Source organism: Mycolicibacterium cosmeticum, assembly GCF_000613185.1.
GTDB lineage: Bacteria > Actinomycetota > Actinomycetes > Mycobacteriales > Mycobacteriaceae > Mycobacterium > Mycobacterium cosmeticum.
The window spans coordinates 92357-109218 of record NZ_CCBB010000001.1 but is presented as its reverse complement, the minus strand read 5'-3'; the positions used below and the strand labels follow the sequence as shown (position 1 = coordinate 109218).

Below are 16862 nucleotides of genomic sequence, written 5' to 3'. Positions count from 1 at the left end.
CCACCATGCCACCACATTTCATCGACGGTCAGCCGCACACCCACACCGACCGGCCCAAGCGGGTCCGGCGGCCGGGGGAGCCGCTGCGCATCGGTATCGGCGGGCCGGTCGGGTCGGGCAAGACCGCACTGACCGCCGCGCTGTGCCGGCAGCTCCGTGACGAACTGTCGCTGGCCGTGCTGACCAACGACATCTACACCACCGAGGACGCCGACTTCCTGCGCCGGCACGCGGTGCTGCCCGACGAACGGATCGCCGCGGTGCAGACCGGCGGCTGCCCGCACACCGCCATCCGCGATGACATCACCGCCAACCTCGATGCGATCGACGATCTGATCGAAGCCAATCCGGGTCTCGATCTGATCCTGGTGGAGTCCGGCGGTGACAACCTGACCGCCACCTTCTCGTCCGGGCTGATCGACGTGCAGATCTTCGTCGTCGACGTGGCCGGTGGCGACAAGGTGCCGCGCAAGGGTGGGCCCGGGGTGACGTTCTCGGATCTGTTGGTGATCAACAAGACCGACCTGGCCCCGCTGGTCGGTGCCGACCTGGACGTCATGCGTCGCGACTCGGCCAAGGTGCGCGACGATCGGCCGTTCGTGCTCATCTCGCTGACCGAGGATCCGACGGCGGGGCCGGTGCTGCAGTGGGTGCACGAGCAGCTGCGGGTGCCGGTCTCGGGCTGACATCGTGCGTTCCGACGTCCTGCTGGTGGCATCGCCCGGCCGCGGCCCCCGCATCGAATGCAGCGGGGGACTGGCGGCCCGGCGCACCCGGCCCGACACCGTGCACCTGATCTCGGCGGCGGCCACCCCGCTCGGCGGGGATGCCATCGCCATCCGGATCGTGGTCGAGGCCGGGGCCCGGCTGCGGGTGCGCTCGGCGGCGGCCACCGTGGTGCTGCCCGGTGCGACCACCACGCAATCGCACAGTTCCTGGGACCTGGAGGTCGACGGCGAACTGGACCTGGACGTCGAACCGACCGTGGTCGCCGGCGGCTCCCACCACGTGGCGGGCACCCGGCTGCGGTTGGGCCGCGACGGCCGGGCCAGGGTGCGGGAAAGCGTGCAGATCGGCCGAACGGGCGAGTCGCAGGGCTACTGGTCGGGCACCCTGCACGCCGATGTCGGTGGCACACCGTTGCTGCGGCACCGCGTCGAACTCGGCGGCGGGACGGTGGCCGACGACGAACTCGGCAGCCCGCGCGCCTGCATCAGCGAATTGCGGTACCCGCAGACGAGTTTCGAGGCCCCGGGCGCGGTCCTCGAACTCGCCGCGGGTGGCTGTCTGGCGACGTGGCAGGGCGAGCGACTCTGACGAGTCGGCTAACTCGCCCGCTCCTCCTGCACCGCCGCGGCGATCTCCTGGAGTTCCTCGATCCTGGTCCTGGCGTAGGCCTGCTGTTCGGTGATGGTCAGCTGGCCGCGCTGCCGGCTCAGGAACGTCACCGCCCAGGACAGCAGCGTGGCCACCTTGGTCTTGAAGCCGACCAGGTAGATCAGGTGCAGCCCCAGCCACGCCAGCCAGGCGAAGAACCCGCCGAACTCGAACTTGGTCTTCTCGCCGAGCGGGATCTGGGCCACGGCGTTCCACTTGGACACCGTCGCCATCGAACCCTTGTCGAAGTACTTGAACGGCTCCCGCGGCTTCGGCTTGGTGCCGTGCTGGCGCGCCTTGTCCTCGTTCTTGATGATCGCGGCGACGTACTTGCCGCCCTGGATCGCGCCCTGCGCCATGCCCGGCACGCCGGGAACGAAGGCCATGTCACCGATCACGAACACGTTGGGGTGTCCGGGGATCGACAGGTCGGGGTTGACGATCACGCGGCCGGCGCGGTCGATCTCGGTGTCCGATTGCGCGGCGAGGTCCTTGCCGAGCGGGCTGGCCTGCACCCCGGCCGACCACACCTTGCACGACGACTCGATGCGGCGGATGCTGCCGTCCTTGTCCTTCACCGTGATGCCGTTGCGGTCGACATCGGTGACCATGGCGTTGAGCTGGATCTCGACGCCCATCTTCTCCAGCCGCTCCTTGGCCTTGAGGCCGAGCTTCTCACCCATCGGCGGCAGCACCGCCGGCGCGGCGTCGAGCAGGATGACGTGCGCCTCGGTCGGATCGATGTGCCGGAAGCTGCCCTTGAGGGTCTGGTCGGAGAGCTCCTGGATCTGGCCGGCCATCTCGACACCGGTGGGCCCGGCGCCGACGACGACGAAGGTGAGCAGCTTCTTGCGGCGCTCGGGATCGCTGGACCGCTCGGCCTGCTCGAAAGCACCCAGGATGCGGCCGCGCAGTTCCAGGGCGTCGTCGATGGTCTTCATGCCCGGTGCCCACTCGGCGAAGTGGTCGTTGCCGAAGTAGGACTGCCCGGCGCCGGCCGCGAGGATCAGCGTGTCGTACGGCGTGCGGTAGGTGTGGCCGAGCAGCACCGAGTCCACGGTCTGGGTTTCCAGGTCGACATGGGTGACATCGCCGAGCAGCACCTGGGCGTTGTGCTGCTTGCGCAGGATCAGCCGGGTGGGCGGGGCGATCTCGCCCTCGGAGATGATGCCGGTGGCCACCTGATACAGCAGCGGCTGGAAAAGGTGATGCGTCGTACGTGCGATCAGCTTGATGTCGACATCGGCGTGCTTGAGCGCCTGGGCGGCGTTCAATCCGCCGAAGCCCGAACCGATGATGACGACCTTATGCCGATCCGTTGCCGTAGCTCCGGGGTGGCTCATTGCTGCTCCTAGCGGACGTACTTTGTCAATACAACCTCTAGGGTAGTCGGTGGCCATCTCACCAGTGCGGTGAGATGGCGCACCTCACCGATTGTTTACCCGGCGATCAGCGGCCGGAGGGCCTCACCCACCGCGGCCACGCCGCCCGGGGTGTACCCGCCGATGGTGAACGCGCTGAGGATGACACCGTCGACGCCGGCGTCGTAGACCTTCTCCTTGAGCTGCTCGGCGATCTGCTGCGGCGAGCCGTACACGGCCTGCTGCTTGAAGTCGTCGGGAATGGCGTCCGCGGTGTACTGCTCGCCGATGAGCGCGATGGCCAGCACGCTGGTCTCCAGCGTGGCCGGGTCGCGGTCGATCTTCTCGCAGTTCTCCTTGACCACGGCCACCTTGCGGGCCAGCTCGTCGAAGCCGGCGATGATGTTGAGGTGGTCGAAGTGCCGGGCCGCCAGCGGGATGGTCTTCTTCTCGCCGCTGCCGCCGATCATCAGTGGAATGTGGTCGCGGAAGCGGGGATTGGCGAAGGCTTCCTTGGTGCGGTAGTACTCGCCGTCGAAGGTGACCCGGTCGCCCTTGAGCATCGGCAGGATGATCTCGAGCGCCTCGTCGAGCTTCTTGAATCGCTCGGTGAAGGTGCCGAACTCGTAGCCGAGGCTGTCGTGCTCGAGTTCGAACCAGCCGGTGCCGATGCCCAGGATGGCGCGGCCCTGGCTGATCACGTCCAGGGTGGTGATCTCCTTGGCCAGCAGGGTGGGGTTGCGGTAGGTGTTGCCGGTGACCAGGGTGCCCAGTTGCACCTTCTCGGTCGCGGCGGCCAGCGCGCCCAGCGCGGTGTACGCCTCCAGCATCGGTTCCTCGGGCGCACCGAGGCCGGGGAGTTGGTAGAGGTGGTCCATCACGAAGACGGAGTCGAATCCCGCCTGTTCGGCCTCGCGCGCCTGCGCGATGACGGTCGGGAAGAGTTCGGAAACGCTTGTGCCGTAGGAGAAGTTGGGGATCTGGAGTCCGAGTCGAATTGTCACGGGACTCACGTAACCACACCGAAACGGAGTATGCACCCCGTTTAGCTTCGAGCGAACGCGGGAATATCAGCCGAAGTCGGCGAGCGCACCCTGACTGACGTGCAGGGTCTGGCCGGTGATGTGCCGCGCGGACTGGGTGGTGAGGAACAACGCCAGCCGGGTGATCTCGTCGGCCACCGAGGGGGCAGGGTTGGCCGCGCCCGCGTAGCCGGGTTCGGCGCCCTTGCCGGTGGCGATCGCGTTCACGGTGATGCCCCGGATGCCGAAGTGGGTGGCCTGGCCCGCCGTCCAGTTGGACAGGGCGGCCTTGATGGCGGCGTCGACGCTGCCCTCGGCCGGGTGGCCGGGAACGACGTTGATGATGGCGCCGCCGGAACTCAACTGGTCACCCAGGATCTGCACGGTCAGCACCGCCGACAGCAGCGTAGTGTCCAGCGCCTGGCGCCAGGCGTCGGCGTGATCGGCGAGCGTGAAGGTGCGCGGATCGCGTGCCTGCGCCCGGGGGGCGGGCACGTTGACGATCGCGTCGAGGTGCGACGGCAGCGAGGCGCGGGCGGCTTCGAGGCCGGCGGCGTCGGTGTTGTCGACGACGACGTAGTCGACGTCGAGCTCCTTGGCGATCACTTCGAGGTCGTCGCGGCGGGCGCCCGCGAGCACCACGGTGTGGCCCTCGTCGCGGAAACCGGTGGCGACCACACGGCCCAGCTCGGTATCGCCGCCGGTGAGCAGCACCTCCATGTGATTACCTCCTTGTTCAGCACTGAACACGGCCGATCGCGACACAGCCGATCGAAATCATGTTACTGGACGGTAGCTACGCGGTGAAATCAGGCGCGCCGCGGTGACCGGGCCGTTGCGGGCCGATTCGGGTGGCCGTCGGTGTTCTAGGGTTTCGCCATGCGGCTGCCCCGCTGGATCTACCTGCCCGCGGCACTGGGAACCCTGTTCGTGGTCCTGCCGCTGCTGGCCATGGCGGTCAGGGTCGACTGGATGCGGTTCGGGTCGTTGATCACCAGTCCTGCCGCGCTGACCGCGCTGGGACTGAGCCTGCGCACCTCGGTCGCGAGCACCGTGTTGTGCATCGCCCTCGGGGTACCCATGGCGCTGGTGCTGGCCCGCAGCCGGTCGCGCGTGATCGCGGCGCTGCGCCCGCTGATCCTGCTGCCGCTGGTGCTGCCACCGGTGGTGGGCGGCATCGCCCTGCTGTACGCGTTCGGCAGGCTCGGGTTGCTCGGGCGCTATCTGGAGGGCGCCGGTATCCAGATCGCGTTCACCACCGTGGCCGTGGTGCTGGCGCAGACCTTCGTCTCCTTGCCGTTCCTGGTGATCGCTTTGGAGGGGGCGGTGCGCACCGCGGGCGCCGACCACGAGGTGGTGGCGGCGACGCTGGGGGCCCGCCCGACCACCGTGTGGCGCCGGGTGACGCTGCCGCTGCTGGCGCCCGGGCTGGTGTCGGGCGCGGTGCTGGCCTTCGCGCGGTCGCTGGGGGAGTTCGGCGCGACGCTGACCTTCGCGGGCTCCCGGGAAGGCGTCACCCGCACCCTGCCCCTGGAGATCTATCTGCAGCGCGAAAGCGATGCCGACGCCGCGGTCGCCCTGTCGATCCTGTTGGTGATCGTCGCCGCGGTCGTGGTGCTCGGGCTGGGCGCGCGGCGGCTGCGGACCGCATCCTGGCAGGCGGCGTGACCGGGCTGCGGATCGGCGTCGAGGTGGCCGAGCGGGAGGTGCACGTCGACCTCGAGCTGGCCCCCGGTCAGGTGCTCGCCGTCCTGGGCCCCAACGGCGCCGGAAAATCGACGCTCTTGCACGTGCTGGCCGGCACCGTCCGCCCCGACCGGGGAAGGGTGCGGGTGGGCGACCGCACGGTGGCCGACGCGGAGGCAGGCCTGCACATCGCCACCCACGACCGCCGGGTGGGCCTGCTGATGCAAGAGCCGTTGCTGTTCCCGCACCTGAACGTGCTGGACAACGTGGCGTTCGGCCCGCGCAGTGGAAAACGCTTGAGCCGCAAGGGCTCCCGCGATATTGCGCGGCGCTGGCTGGCCGAGGTGGACGCGGCCGAACTGGCCGACCGGACGCCCGCCCAGCTCTCCGGTGGGCAGGCGCAGCGGGTGGCGCTGGCCCGCGCGCTGGCCGCCGACCCCGATGTGCTGCTGCTCGACGAGCCGATGACCGGTCTGGATGTGGCGGTCGCGACCGCGATGCGGGCCCTGCTGCGGCGGGTGCTCACCCGTGACGGGCGCGCGGCGATCCTGGTCACCCATGACCTGCTCGATGTGGTGACCCTGGCCGACCGGGTGGCGGTGCTCGAGTCGGGGCGCGTCGTGGAAAGCGGCCCGGCGGCGCAGATCCTGGCCGCGCCGCGCAGTCGGTTCGGCGCCCGATTCGCCGGCGTGAATCTGGTCGGCGGCCGGTTGGGCGCCGACGGCGCGCTGCACACCGACTGGGGAACTGTGTGGCATGCCGGTTCGGTGGCGGGTGTCGCCGTCGGCGATCCGGCGGTGGCGGTGTTCGCGCCGGCGGCGGTGGCGGTGTACCGGGACGCGCCCCACGGCAGTCCGCGCAATGCGGTCGAGGTGACGGTGGCCGAGTTGGACAGCCGCGGGCCGGCCATCCGGGTGCGCGCCGAACCGCAACCCGACGGCGCGCCGGGCCTGGCCGCCGACATCACCGCCGAGGCGGCCGCCGATCTGCGCCTGGCGCCGGGGGAACGGGTCTTCTTCACCGTGAAGGCGCAGGAACTCACCATCTCGCCGGCGTCGTAACACGCGGTGCGGCGCAGGCGAAATACCGGATGACAGCCACCCCGGGCCGCGGGGTGGGCGCCGTCGTGGGCCCGCGCGGTCAGCAATGCGCTCGCAGGTGCCTATACACGAATTTCGTTGTGTGCAGCTACTTCCCAGCTGAGCACTTTATGAGCAACTCACACTTGCGTCACGGCCGTAACACGGTATTTTCTTCCCCATGGATCAGCCGGACGTGCGCCCGCCGCACCGCAAGCGCCTCTCCACCGCAATGGCGATTGCGGCTGCGGCCGCCCTGACGCTCCCGATCGCGGTTTCTCATGCCGACCCGGTTCCGGCGCCCCCGGCTCCCGCGCCGGCCCCGGCACCCGCGCCGCCGGCTCCCGTCGATCCCAATGCGCCGCCACCGGATCCGAACGCGCCGCCGGCCGATCCGAACGCGCCGGCGCCCCCGCCACCGCCGGCACCCGAGCCCGGCCGGGTGGACAACGCGGCCGGCGGGTTCAGCTATGTGGTGCCCGCCGGCTGGAAGGTCGCCGACGCCACCCAGCTGTCCTACGGCCAGGCGCTGCTGACCAAGATCCAGCCCGGCGCGTCCGCCGAGCCGACCCCGGCGCCAGGCACCACCGCCCAGCAGCCGCCCAATGACACCAGTGTGTTGCTCGGCCGGCTGGACCTGAAGCTGTTCGCCGGAGCCGAGTCCGACAACGCCAAGGCGGCCGCTCGGCTCGCCTCGGACATGGGTGAGTTCTTCATGCCCTTCCCGGGCACCCGCGTCGGCCAGGAGACCACGCCGCTGGCCGCCGGCGACCTGACCGGCTCCGCGTCGTACTACGAGGTGAAGTTCACCGACACCACCAAGCCCACCGGCCAGATCTGGGCCGGGGTGATCGGAGCGCCGACGCCGGCCGGTGTGCCCCGCGGCCAGCGGGCGCCGTCGCGTTGGTTCGTGGTGTGGCTGGGCACTGCCAACCACCCGGTGGACAAGGCGGCCGCCGTCACCTTGGCGCAGTCGATCCGCCCGTGGAGCCCGCCCCCGCCGCCGGCGCCGGACCCCAACGCCCCGCCCCCGCCGCCGGCGGACCCGAATGCCCCGCCGGCCCGCCCGGGTGTCGGTGTGCCCGTGCCGGTGACCGACGCACCGCCGGAAATGATGCCGCAAGGCTGATATCTGTGGCCGTTTCGCGGGTCCGATCGTTATCTGCGGCGGGTACACCGGAGGGGTGACCCGGCAATCGGGCCGGGTCTACCGGTGGTAGGCAGGAGGCCTGCGCATGGACGTCGTTGCTGCGACTGAGTTTCTGGCCCGTTCGACCACGCTGACCAGCGTGGGATGGATCGGCTACATCATCATCGGGGCGATTGCCGGCTGGATTGCCGGCAAGCTCGTCAAGGGTGGTGGTTCCGGGATCCTGATGAACATCGTGATCGGGATCGTCGGCGCCCTGATCGGCGGATTCCTGTTGAGTTTCTTCCTCGACACGGCCGCCGGCGGTTGGTGGTTCACCCTCTTCACCGCGGTTCTCGGTTCGGTGATCCTGCTGTGGATCGTGGGACTGGTCCGCCGGGACTAGCCCCTTCTCACAGCGCGGCCAGCACGCCGCGCAGCGCGGCGGTCAGCGTGCCGGGGCCCGGCCGGTAGAGCGGCCCGCTGCCGTCGGCGAGCAGGATGCGCAGCCGGGCCATCCCACGGGCCGCGACGGCAGACGGCCCGCTCAGCCGGGCGATCAGTTCGTCGATCCACTCGGCGGCGCCGCAGACGGCCGCCGCGTGCACCGGGACCTGGAACACCACCGTGCCCGACGGCGCGCACCGGGTGACCCGCAGCGCGCCGGCCAGCTTCTCGCGTTCGGCGCGGGAGGTGATCCGCTGGACGTGCGCCGCGAGCGCGGGGGTCACGACGGCGCACGTGCCGGCCTCGATCTGCCGGTCCAGGCGGGCGGCCAACATCCTGACCCGGATCCGGGCTCCTACGGACTGATGTCTGCGTGGCGTCATCGACAGCGCCATGGTCACCACCCCTTCATTCGTGACCTATCAAAAGCCTATACCGGTCACGAGTGACCAGTCAATGGATTTCACCGGTCATCGCCGGTAGGGTCGTCGCCATGCCGGATTACGGAGACGACGAGGCGAAACCGGCGCCCGAGCCGCTACGTCGGGTGCAGGCATTCATCAACACGCTGGACCGGGAGAGCGCGCGGGACCGGCTGGCCGATGCGGCAGGCAACGCCCAGTGGTTGGCCCGGCACGGCCTGCTGCCCGCGGGCGCGGTGCTGACCGACGCCGACCTCGACACCCTGGTCGCCGTGCGAGAAGGCTTGCGGGCGTTGGTGATCCACAACAGTGGCGGGCCCGCGCCGGATGCCCGCGCGCTGGAACCGCTGCACCGGCTGACGGCCAGCGCGCCGGCCAGGGTTGAGGTCGGCGGCGCCGGCGACGTCCGGGTGGCCCCCGTCGGAAGTTCGGTGTCGGACCGGCTGCTGGGCCTGCTTCTCGCCGTCAAGGACGCCCAGTGCGACGGCAGCTGGGCGCATCTGAAGGCGTGCGCCAACGAGGACTGCCGCTGGGTGTTCTATGACCGGTCTCGCAACCACGGCGGCACCTGGTGCGACATGGCCACCTGCGGGAACAAGCTGAAGAACCGGGACTTCCGGGCCCGGCGCCGGAGTTAGAACGTCGCGTGCCAGACCAGGGCCGCGGCCAGCGCGCCCATCCCGTTCAGCGACCAGTGCAGGGCGATGGGCGCGAGCAGACTGCCGCTGCGGCGTCGTAACCAGGTGAACACGAAACCCGCCGCCGTCGTGGCCAGCACCGCCCCGACCACGCCCGCGACCATGCCGAACACGCCACCGCCCAGAATGTGGGTGAAACCGGCGTTACCGCTTGTGAGTCCGAGCGAGCTGGCGATGTGCCACAGTCCGAACAACAGTGAGCCGGCCGCGGCGACCCCCCGAAAGCCCCAGGCCCGGTCCAGCGCACCGTGCAGCACCCCGCGGAACGCCAGCTCTTCGGGGATGACGGTCTGCAGCGGGATGATGATCATCGAGGCGATCAGCGCACCCGACAAGGTGGCGTAGTGGTTGTTCATGAACAGTGGGCGCGTCCAGGGCAACAACACCCCGACGGCGATCACGGCCAACACGATGCCGACGGCCGCGGCGGCGTACCCGGCGCCGGAGCGCCAATGCTCGCGGCCCAGCCCCAGTTCGGACCAGCCCAGCCCGCGGGCACGGACGAGCGCGACCAATCCGATGGCCGCGGCGGGCACCGTCGCGATATTGGCCCACGGGGTGGTGAAGTGGGCGATGAGGTTGGTGGCGACCAGCACCACGACGACGATCGCGACATCGGCGTAGACGCGGAAGTGGTGCAGCGCCGCGAGGGTGCCCACCAGCGGATGGGCTGGCGGGGACTCCGGTACGGCCACCGCGGCGAGGTCAGACATCGCCCCTCAGTGTACGTGCCGGGGTTGTCTATCTAAGTTATAGAACTATGTCCCTTGATCCACGCACTCCGGTCCTCGTCGGTTACGGCCAGATCAACCAGCGCGAGGAGAGCGCCACCACCGAACCGGTCGACCTGATGGAGCGGGCGGCCCGGGTCGCGGCCGACCCTGGCGTCCTGGCAGCGGTCGACGCGGTGCGCATCGTCAACCTGCTGTCCTGGCGCTACCGCGACCCCGGGCTCCTGTTGGCGCAGCGGATCGGCGCGCCCGGCGCGCTCACCCGGTATACCGCCATCGGCGGCAATGTCCCGCAGTCACTGGTGAACCAGGCCTGTATGGACATCCAGCAGGGCCGCAACGACGTGGTGCTCATCGCCGGCGGCGAAACCTGGCGCAGCCGTACCAGGTTGCGGGCGCGAGGCGAAAAATTGGTCGGCACGGTCCAGGACGAGTCGGTGCCGCCACCCCCGGGCGCCGACGACGAGTTCCTGATGGCCGGGCCCACCGAGATCCGGATCAAGTTGGACCGCCCGGCCTACGTCTATCCGATGTTCGAACAGGCGTTGCGCATCGCGTCGGGGGAGCCGGCGCTGGAGCATCGCCGCCGGATCGGGCAGCTGTGGGCCCGGTTCAGCGAGGTGGCCCGCGACAATCCGCACGCCTGGAGCCGCACGGCCTGCACCGCCGAGCAGATCTGGCAGCCCGGACCGGACAACCGGATGATCAGCTGGCCGTACACCAAGTTGATGAACTCCAACAACATGGTCGACCAAGGCGCTGCCCTGATCCTCACCTCGGCGGAAAAGGCTGCTGCCCTTGGTATTCCGCGCGAGCGCTGGGTGTTCCCGTACGCGGGCACCGACGCGCACGACACGTATCTGATCGGGGAGCGGGCCCGCTTCGACGGCTCACCGGCCATCCGGCTGGCCGGACGGCGGGTGCTGGAACTGGCCGGCCGCGGGATCGACGACGTCGATCTGGTCGACCTGTACTCCTGTTTCCCGTGCGCGGTACAGGTCGCGGCCGACGAACTCGGGCTGCCCACCGACGACGCCCGCCGTCCGCTGACGGTCACCGGCGGGCTGACGTTCGCCGGCGGACCGTGGAACAACTACGTCTCCCACTCGATTGCCACCATGGCCGAACGGCTCACCGCGCAGCCCGGCGCCGTCGGGCTGGTCAGCGCCAACGGTGGTTACCTGACCAAGCACAGCTTCGGTGTGTACGGCACCGAGCCGCCAACCGGCGGATTCCGTTGGGAGGATGTGCAGTCGGCCGTCGACGCGGAACCGACCGTGGTGGCCGAGGACGGGTGGGCCGGGGTCGGCACGGTGGAAACCTGGACCACGCCGTTCACGCGTGAGGGCACCGCGGAAAAGACGTTCCTGGCGGTGCGCACGCCCACGGGTAGCCGGGCGCTGGCCGTGATCACCGACCCCAGCCAAGCCGCGGCGACCGTCACCGAGGACATCGCGGGCGCCAAGGCGACGGTCGGCGCGGACGGCGTCGCGGTCTTGGAGTGACTAACCTGCGTCGCCGAGCGGTTGCCGGCCGCGCACCATCGCCTTGATGTCGTCCAGGCCCTCCCAGATGTTGACGTTCATGCCGGCCAGCACGCGGTCGTCGTCGTCCACCCAGAATGCGGTGAACTCGCGGCCGGCGACGTCGCCGCGGAACACCACCTTGGCGTCCGGCGGTGCGTGGCCGACATATTCCATGCCCAGGTCGTACTGGTCGGTGAAGAAGTAGGGCAACTCGTCGTAGCTGCCGGGGGCGTCGAGCATGCCGGCGACCGCGACGGCGGGCTGTTTGAGCGCGTTGGCCCAGTGCTCGGTCCGGATCCGGGTGTGCAGCAGCGGATGTTCGGCCGCGGCGATATCGCCCACGGCGAAGATGTCGGGATCGCTGGTGCGCAACGCGGCGTCGACGGCCACGCCGCCGTCGGCCAGCGCCAGACCCGCTGCCTCGGCCAGTTCGATCCGGGGTCGGGCGCCCACGGCGACGAGCACCAGGTCGGCGTCCACGCCGGACCCGTCGGCCAGCCGCACTCCGGTCGCGCGGCCGCCCTCGGTGCTGATCCGCTCGACCTGCGCGCCCAGTCGCAGGTCGACGCCGTGCTCGCGATGCAGGTCGGCGAACACCTGCGCGATATCGCGCCCCAACGCGGCGAGCGGCAGATCCGCGGACTCCACCACGGTCACCTCGGCCCCGGCTTGGCGTGCCCCTGCGGCGACCTCCAAGCCGATCCACCCCGCGCCGATGATGGCCAGCCGGGTGCCGTCGGTGAGCCGGGATCGCAGCGCCGCGGCGTCCTCGACGGTCCGTAGCACGTGCACCCCGTCGGCGTCGGATCCCGGGATGGGCGGCCGGCGCGCCGACGATCCGGTGGCCAGCAGCAGTTTGTCGTAATGCTCGTGTTTGCCCTCGGAATGGCCGACGGCATGGGCGGAGCGGTCGATGGTTGCGACGGTGGTGTTCAGCCGCAGGTCGACATCGTGTTCCCGGTACCAGCTTTCCGGCTGCACCGTGAACTCGTCGAGTTCCTTTTTGCCGGCCAGGTACTCCTTGGACAACGGTGGTCGCTCGTAGGGCAGCCGCGGCTCGGTGCCGAACAGGATGATCTGACCACCGAAGTCGTTGCCACGCAAGGCTTCTGCCGCCTTGGCGCCGGCCAGTCCGGCGCCGATGATGACGAATGTGGGAAGGGTGGCCATGGTGTTCTCCTTATCCGTGTGGAGGATACGTGCGAACGGGCTAGGCGCTGACCCGTTCCCGCAGATCGTCGTCGAGTGCGACGCGGACCAGCGCGGCGGCCAATCGGGCGGGGTGCCCGTCGGACAACTCCAGCAGTCGTGCCGGATCGGTGGGCAGGCCGACCTGCTGCGCGCCGGCGACCGCTCGGTCGTCGAAATAGGGCTGCGCCCAAGGCCATACGTCCTGCGCTTCACGCAGGTAGATGTCGGCGCCGGTGGGACCGATGCCGTCGAACTCCTGTAATGCCCGCGCGGCCCTCCCGGCATCACCCTCGGATTCCTCGGCCAGCATGCGCAGATCACCCCCGTAGCGCTCGCGCACCCGGGTGGCCAACGCAGTGAGTCGCGTCGCCGAACTCTCGTCGTAGCGGGCATAGCCGGCCCGGCCGAACGCGTCGATCATCGTGGCGCGGTCGGCCCGGCGCACCGCCTCGGGCGTGCGCAGCCCGGCGCGGAACACCTCGGCGGCGGCGGACATCGCGACCTCGGCGCCGATGGGCTTACTGGCCAGCATGGCCAGCGTCAGCAACTGGAACAGCGGTTTGGGTTTGTCACGCAGCGTGATACCCGCTTCATCGGCGAAGGTGGTACCGGCTTGCCGGAGCAGCCGCGCTGCCAGGTCGGTGACACCGGACATGAGGCAGGCATACCCGTTCTCGCCGCCCGGCTAACGGCGCTTCTTGGCGGGCAGCCCGGCCGCGTAATCCAGCCCGCGGACCACCCATGGCCGGAGCTGGCGCCGGGTGCGGACACCATCCGCGCCGACGCGCAGCCACCCGCGGGTTTCGCGGCCGGCCATCACCATGGGCTCGACATGCTCGCGGGTCAGCAATGCCGCGGTGTCCTCGGGTGGCACCCGCACCATCAGGCCGCCCTGGCCGCTGACGGCCACCGCCATGTTTCCCCGCACCAGGAACGCCAGGCCGCCGAACATCCGCTTCTCGTCGACATCGCCGGTACCGGCCAGGATCTCGCGGACCCGGTTGGCCAGATCTTCGTCGTGGGCCATCTCAGTCCAGATCGATGCGGATGGTGAGCAGGTCGCTGCCCATCACGCGGACGACCGCGCTGTTGAGTGCGGGAAGCTGTGCCAGCCGCGCGGCGGCGTCGTCGTCGGGCAGCAGGTGCGCCGTGCCGGAGCGCCAGCGCCCGTTGAGCCGGATGCGGACCGCCGGATTCGCCTTGATGTTCTTCACGTAGTCCGACTGCGTGCCGTGCTCGGAGACCAACCAGAACGCGTTGTCGACCAGGCGGCCACCGACGGCGGTGTGCCGGGGTTGTCCGGAGGCGCGACCGGTGGTCTCCAGCATGGTGACCGGGAGTTTGCGGCCCACGGGGTTCACCAGGTAGCGCTGGGCGGTGTGCACGATGCGGCGTTTGAGGGTGTTGGCCACCATGCGGTCGAGTTTAAGGGCGGCCCTACCCGCCGACCAGCCGTTTGAGCGTACGGGCGTTGTACACCGCGTTGCCCTCGCCGTCGTTGTTGAAATACACCACGACATCGCGGCCGTCCCGGCGCCAGTCCTCGATCCGTTCTGCCCACCACTGCAAGGCATCGTCGGAATACGAACCCACATAGAGTTTTTCGTCGTCGGGGCCGTGCATGCGCAGATACACCAGTCGACTGGTCGCGCGCGGGACGCAGGGCAGTCCGGCGCCGCTGGTCACCACGTAGGCGCCGCCGTGGCGCTCCAGCAGGGTGTATACCTCGTCGGCGTCCCAGGAAGCGTGGCGGAACTCGACGGCCAGCGGGATCCAGTCCGGCATCACCGTCAGGAAATGATCGAGTAACGCGTCGTCGCGGGACAATTCGGGATGCAACTGGACCAGCAACACTTCGCGGCGCGCCCCGAGCGCGCGCCAGCACCGCTCGAAGCGTTCCACCCACGGCTCCGGGTTGCGCAGCCGGCGGAAGTGGGTCAAGCCGCGATGCGCCTTGACGGTCATGGTGAAACCGGGCGGCAGGCGGCGCTGCCAGCCCTCGAAGACGGCGTCGCGGGGCCAGCGGTAGAAGCTGGCGTTGAGTTCGACGGTGTCGAACTCCTCGACGTAGTAGGCCAACCGCTTGGCCACCGGGGTGCCCGGCGGATACAGCACCGAGGTCCAGTGGTCATAGGACCAACCGGAGGTGCCGATCCGCACGGTCATGCCGTATGTGGTTCCCAGCCCAGCCGTGGTCCTAACCTCTGGGCCATGTCCTCGATGATCTGGGCGTAGTCCTCGGGGGCGAAGGTGAACGGCAAGGCGAACGTCACCTCGTCGGCGCGGACGAACCCGGCGTGGGCGGACAACTGGTCGGCGAGTTCGTCGGAGGTGCCGACGTAGTCGGGGGAGAACAGCATCTCTCGGGGGCCCTGCGGGGTCTTGGTGCGCTCGAACCGGCTTGCGGCGTACTCACGGTAGCGGCGGATCTGGTCGTCGGTGGCCGAGTCGGTGGGAATGACCACCAAGCCCTGCGATACTCGCGCGTTCCCGGGTTCGGGATGGTGGGCGCGGTAGGCGTCGATGTGCTCGGCCTGGATGGTGGCGAAGTCGCGTGACTCCGTTCCCTCGGTGCTGACCACCGAGCTGGTCAGGAAGTTGATGCCCTGCAGCCCGGCCCAGATCGCCGACTCACGGCCGCCGCCGTACCAGACCCGGCCGGCCAAGCCGGGGGAGTGCGGCTGCACCTCGCGGACGAACTGCTCGATCCCGGCCGTGCCCGCGAAGTCGCTGACCGGCTCGCCGCGCAGGGCGCGCAGCAGGCGCAGCACCCGTTCCTTCGAGAAATCCTGCAGCGCATGCGATTCCGGGTAGAGGGCGGTCTTGAAGTGGTCGTAGTTCATCGGGGTGCCCACCGAAACGCCGGGGTTGATCCGGCCGCCGGACAGGATGTCGACAGTGGCCAGGTCCTCGGCGAGCCGCACCGGGTTCTCCAGTCCCAGCGGGATGACGGCGGTGCCCAGCTCGATCCGCGAGGTGCGCTGGGTCGCGGCGGCCAGGATCGCCACCGGGGAGGAGATGCCGGGCTGGAAGTGCCTGCAGCGCAACCACACGCTGTCGAACCCGAGCGCCTCGGCGCGCTCGATGATCTGCAGGGTCTCTTCGATACCCGGGCCGGGGTCGGCCACGTCGAACCGGCCGATGGTCAGGAACCCGAGCTTGCGCAGGCGTTGCCGGTGTCGTGTCATGGCTGCTTTCTCCGCATCGGCGGCAGCGGGTCGGACTCCCTGCGATCCAGTATGGCCGTGGCGATTTCGTTGTCGGTCACCAGCGATGACACCAGCCCGGATCGGAGCACGGCGCGGGTCGCGTCGATCTTGTCCGGGCCGCAGGACACCGCGATCACCGTCGGGATGGCGCGCAGCGTCGTTTCGGCGACGCCCATCCGCCGGTCGTCGAGTCCCGGGATGCGGTGCCCGTCGGCGTCCAGCAGCAGCGCACAGGTCTCGGCGCACACCCCGGCGGCGCGCAGGTGCTCGGTCTCTTCGGCGGTCAGCGCTTCGAACACCTGGGACTGGCCGTCGACCCATGCGCCGACGGAGACGACGGCGCAGCTGACCTTGCGCTGCTGCTCGAGAGTGGCCTGGACGTGCCGGTTGCCGGTGAGGCTGGCTGCGGTGCGCGCGTCGGGCACCACCAGGGGAACATACAGCGGCCAGGAGGGCCCCCCGGTCAGTTCGCTCAGCCGTCGCACCAGGTCGGCGCCGTTGGAGGTGATGGCGCCGGCCATGCCGGTGAGCTGGACCACCTCGCACCGCGGCAGTGTCGAAAGGTGACCCGCGATCCGGGACAGGGTGCGCCCGGAGTCGACGCCGATGATGTCGCCCTCGCGCAGGATCGAGGTCATCAGTTCCGAGGTGGCCCGGGCGACCGCCTCCACCCGGTCGGCGAGCTCGGTGCTGCCCGTCATCACCACATAGACGTGTTCCAGGCCGTAGCGATCCCTGAGCGCCGACGACAGTTCGACGTTCAGCGAACCGGGATCGTGGATGGTGATTTCCACCATTCCAGAGGTCAGCGCCTCGTCGAGCATGCGGGCGACCTTGAACCGGGAGATGCCGAGTTCCTCGGCGATCTGAATCCGCGTTCGACCGTCGAGGAAATAGCGGCGCGCGACCAGCGCCCGCTGGAACAGCTCGTCGGGTCCCACTCTCCACCTCCGGGGTGCTCATATGTGCAGGGCCGTTGACATC

Annotated in this window: 20 protein-coding genes; 8 read left to right on the top strand and 12 right to left on the bottom strand. The window is 69.7% G+C overall.

Going from position 1 to position 16862, the window contains the following annotated elements; translation table 11 throughout:
* Positions 1–5: 5 nt before the first annotated feature.
* Positions 6–686 carry an urease accessory protein UreG gene (gene ureG, locus BN977_RS00565; protein ID WP_024453688.1) on the top strand — a complete coding sequence of 227 codons (681 nt, stop codon included), beginning with the start codon at positions 6–8 and terminating at the stop codon, positions 684–686.
* Between the two features lie 4 nt (positions 687–690).
* Entirely contained in the window at positions 691–1317 is a 627-nt protein-coding gene (locus BN977_RS00560) for an urease accessory protein UreD (RefSeq protein WP_036395666.1), read from the top strand.
* Positions 1318–1325: 8 nt separating this feature from the next.
* Here the strand turns inward: BN977_RS00560 and BN977_RS00555 are convergent, their stop codons facing one another.
* The 3 genes from BN977_RS00555 to BN977_RS00545 all read right to left on the bottom strand — a co-directional run bounded on the left by BN977_RS00555 (position 1326) and on the right by BN977_RS00545 (position 4480).
* The gene (locus BN977_RS00555) at positions 1326–2720 is read right to left on the bottom strand and encodes a type II NADH:quinone oxidoreductase Ndh (protein WP_024453690.1); all 1395 of its coding nucleotides are present in this window, start codon (positions 2718–2720) and stop codon (positions 1326–1328) included.
* Positions 2721–2815: 95 nt separating this feature from the next.
* Positions 2816–3742 (bottom strand): LLM class F420-dependent oxidoreductase, encoded by a 927-nt coding sequence (locus BN977_RS00550; RefSeq protein WP_036395663.1) that lies wholly within the window; start codon positions 3740–3742, stop codon positions 2816–2818.
* Between the two features lie 66 nt (positions 3743–3808).
* Complete coding sequence (locus BN977_RS00545) at positions 3809–4480, bottom strand: SDR family oxidoreductase (RefSeq protein WP_024453692.1); 672 nt, start codon at positions 4478–4480, stop codon at positions 3809–3811.
* 159 nt (positions 4481–4639) lie between these two features.
* On the opposite strand from BN977_RS00545, the gene BN977_RS00540 reads away from it, so the two are divergent.
* The 4 genes from BN977_RS00540 (at position 4640) to BN977_RS00525 (ending at position 8060) form a co-directional block, all read left to right on the top strand.
* Positions 4640–5428, top strand: a complete 789-nt coding sequence (locus BN977_RS00540; protein ID WP_024453693.1) for an ABC transporter permease — start codon at positions 4640–4642, stop codon at positions 5426–5428.
* Positions 5429–5433: 5 nt separating this feature from the next.
* Positions 5434–6507 carry a sulfate/molybdate ABC transporter ATP-binding protein gene (locus BN977_RS00535; RefSeq protein ID WP_407661184.1) on the top strand — a complete coding sequence of 358 codons (1074 nt, stop codon included), beginning with the start codon at positions 5434–5436 and terminating at the stop codon, positions 6505–6507.
* Positions 6508–6706: 199 nt separating this feature from the next.
* Complete coding sequence (locus BN977_RS00530) at positions 6707–7654, top strand: APA family fibronectin-binding glycoprotein (protein WP_036395658.1); 948 nt, start codon at positions 6707–6709, stop codon at positions 7652–7654.
* A gap of 106 nt (positions 7655–7760) precedes the next feature.
* Entirely contained in the window at positions 7761–8060 is a 300-nt protein-coding gene (locus BN977_RS00525; RefSeq protein WP_024453696.1) for a GlsB/YeaQ/YmgE family stress response membrane protein, read from the top strand.
* 7 nt (positions 8061–8067) lie between these two features.
* On the opposite strand, the gene BN977_RS00520 is transcribed toward BN977_RS00525, so the two are convergent.
* Entirely contained in the window at positions 8068–8502 is a 435-nt protein-coding gene (locus BN977_RS00520) for a hypothetical protein (protein WP_131589981.1), read from the bottom strand.
* Between the two features lie 92 nt (positions 8503–8594).
* On the opposite strand from BN977_RS00520, the gene BN977_RS00515 reads away from it, so the two are divergent.
* Positions 8595–9161, top strand: a complete 567-nt coding sequence (locus tag BN977_RS00515; RefSeq protein ID WP_036395656.1) for a CGNR zinc finger domain-containing protein — start codon at positions 8595–8597, stop codon at positions 9159–9161.
* Here BN977_RS00515 and BN977_RS00510 read toward each other — a convergent pair.
* Positions 9158–9934 (bottom strand): CPBP family intramembrane glutamic endopeptidase, encoded by a 777-nt coding sequence (locus BN977_RS00510; RefSeq protein ID WP_024453699.1) that lies wholly within the window; start codon positions 9932–9934, stop codon positions 9158–9160. The genes BN977_RS00515 and BN977_RS00510 overlap by 4 nt on opposite strands.
* A gap of 47 nt (positions 9935–9981) precedes the next feature.
* On the opposite strand from BN977_RS00510, the gene BN977_RS00505 reads away from it, so the two are divergent.
* Complete coding sequence (locus tag BN977_RS00505; RefSeq protein WP_036395653.1) at positions 9982–11457, top strand: acetyl-CoA acetyltransferase; 1476 nt, start codon at positions 9982–9984, stop codon at positions 11455–11457.
* On the opposite strand, the gene BN977_RS00500 is transcribed toward BN977_RS00505, so the two are convergent.
* From BN977_RS00500 to BN977_RS00470, 7 genes are read right to left on the bottom strand one after another with little or no spacing between them, the layout of a single operon-like run.
* Complete coding sequence (locus BN977_RS00500) at positions 11458–12648, bottom strand: NAD(P)/FAD-dependent oxidoreductase (RefSeq protein ID WP_036395651.1); 1191 nt, start codon at positions 12646–12648, stop codon at positions 11458–11460.
* A 40-nt stretch (positions 12649–12688) separates the two neighbouring features.
* Positions 12689–13324, bottom strand: a complete 636-nt coding sequence (locus BN977_RS00495; RefSeq protein ID WP_036395649.1) for an HhH-GDP family DNA glycosylase — start codon at positions 13322–13324, stop codon at positions 12689–12691.
* 30 nt (positions 13325–13354) lie between these two features.
* Positions 13355–13696, bottom strand: a complete 342-nt coding sequence (locus tag BN977_RS00490; protein WP_036395646.1) for a TfoX/Sxy family protein — start codon at positions 13694–13696, stop codon at positions 13355–13357.
* A 1-nt stretch (position 13697) separates the two neighbouring features.
* Complete coding sequence (locus BN977_RS00485) at positions 13698–14084, bottom strand: nitroreductase/quinone reductase family protein (RefSeq protein ID WP_036395643.1); 387 nt, start codon at positions 14082–14084, stop codon at positions 13698–13700.
* 22 nt (positions 14085–14106) lie between these two features.
* Entirely contained in the window at positions 14107–14835 is a 729-nt protein-coding gene (locus BN977_RS00480) for a DUF72 domain-containing protein (protein ID WP_036395641.1), read from the bottom strand.
* On the bottom strand, positions 14832–15857 hold the full coding sequence (locus tag BN977_RS00475) for an LLM class flavin-dependent oxidoreductase (RefSeq protein ID WP_036395639.1): 1026 nt from the start codon (positions 15855–15857) through the stop codon (positions 14832–14834). The genes BN977_RS00480 and BN977_RS00475 overlap by 4 nt, the downstream gene beginning before the upstream one ends.
* Positions 15854–16819 (bottom strand): sugar-binding transcriptional regulator, encoded by a 966-nt coding sequence (locus BN977_RS00470; RefSeq protein WP_036395637.1) that lies wholly within the window; start codon positions 16817–16819, stop codon positions 15854–15856. Before BN977_RS00470 ends, BN977_RS00475 begins: the two co-directional genes overlap by 4 nt.
* Between the last annotated feature and the right edge of the window lie 43 nt (positions 16820–16862).

Bases quoted from the DNA above. Each gene is read 5' to 3' on its own strand.
- ureG (WP_024453688.1), top strand. From the start codon at position 6: ATGCCACCACATTTCATCGACGGTCAGCCGCACACCCACACCGACCGG.
- BN977_RS00555 (WP_024453690.1), bottom strand. From the start codon at position 2,720: ATGAGCCACCCCGGAGCTACGGCAACGGATCGGCATAAGGTCGTCATC.
- BN977_RS00545 (WP_024453692.1), bottom strand. From the start codon at position 4,480: ATGGAGGTGCTGCTCACCGGCGGCGATACCGAGCTGGGCCGTGTGGTC.
- BN977_RS00540 (WP_024453693.1), top strand. From the start codon at position 4,640: ATGCGGCTGCCCCGCTGGATCTACCTGCCCGCGGCACTGGGAACCCTG.
- BN977_RS00530 (WP_036395658.1), top strand. From the start codon at position 6,707: ATGGATCAGCCGGACGTGCGCCCGCCGCACCGCAAGCGCCTCTCCACC.
- BN977_RS00525 (WP_024453696.1), top strand. From the start codon at position 7,761: ATGGACGTCGTTGCTGCGACTGAGTTTCTGGCCCGTTCGACCACGCTG.
- BN977_RS00515 (WP_036395656.1), top strand. From the start codon at position 8,595: ATGCCGGATTACGGAGACGACGAGGCGAAACCGGCGCCCGAGCCGCTA.
- BN977_RS00510 (WP_024453699.1), bottom strand. From the start codon at position 9,934: ATGTCTGACCTCGCCGCGGTGGCCGTACCGGAGTCCCCGCCAGCCCAT.
- BN977_RS00505 (WP_036395653.1), top strand. From the start codon at position 9,982: ATGTCCCTTGATCCACGCACTCCGGTCCTCGTCGGTTACGGCCAGATC.
- BN977_RS00500 (WP_036395651.1), bottom strand. From the start codon at position 12,648: ATGGCCACCCTTCCCACATTCGTCATCATCGGCGCCGGACTGGCCGGC.
- BN977_RS00495 (WP_036395649.1), bottom strand. From the start codon at position 13,324: ATGTCCGGTGTCACCGACCTGGCAGCGCGGCTGCTCCGGCAAGCCGGT.
- BN977_RS00490 (WP_036395646.1), bottom strand. From the start codon at position 13,696: ATGGCCCACGACGAAGATCTGGCCAACCGGGTCCGCGAGATCCTGGCC.
- BN977_RS00485 (WP_036395643.1), bottom strand. From the start codon at position 14,084: ATGGTGGCCAACACCCTCAAACGCCGCATCGTGCACACCGCCCAGCGC.
- BN977_RS00480 (WP_036395641.1), bottom strand. From the start codon at position 14,835: ATGACCGTGCGGATCGGCACCTCCGGTTGGTCCTATGACCACTGGACC.
- BN977_RS00475 (WP_036395639.1), bottom strand. From the start codon at position 15,857: ATGACACGACACCGGCAACGCCTGCGCAAGCTCGGGTTCCTGACCATC.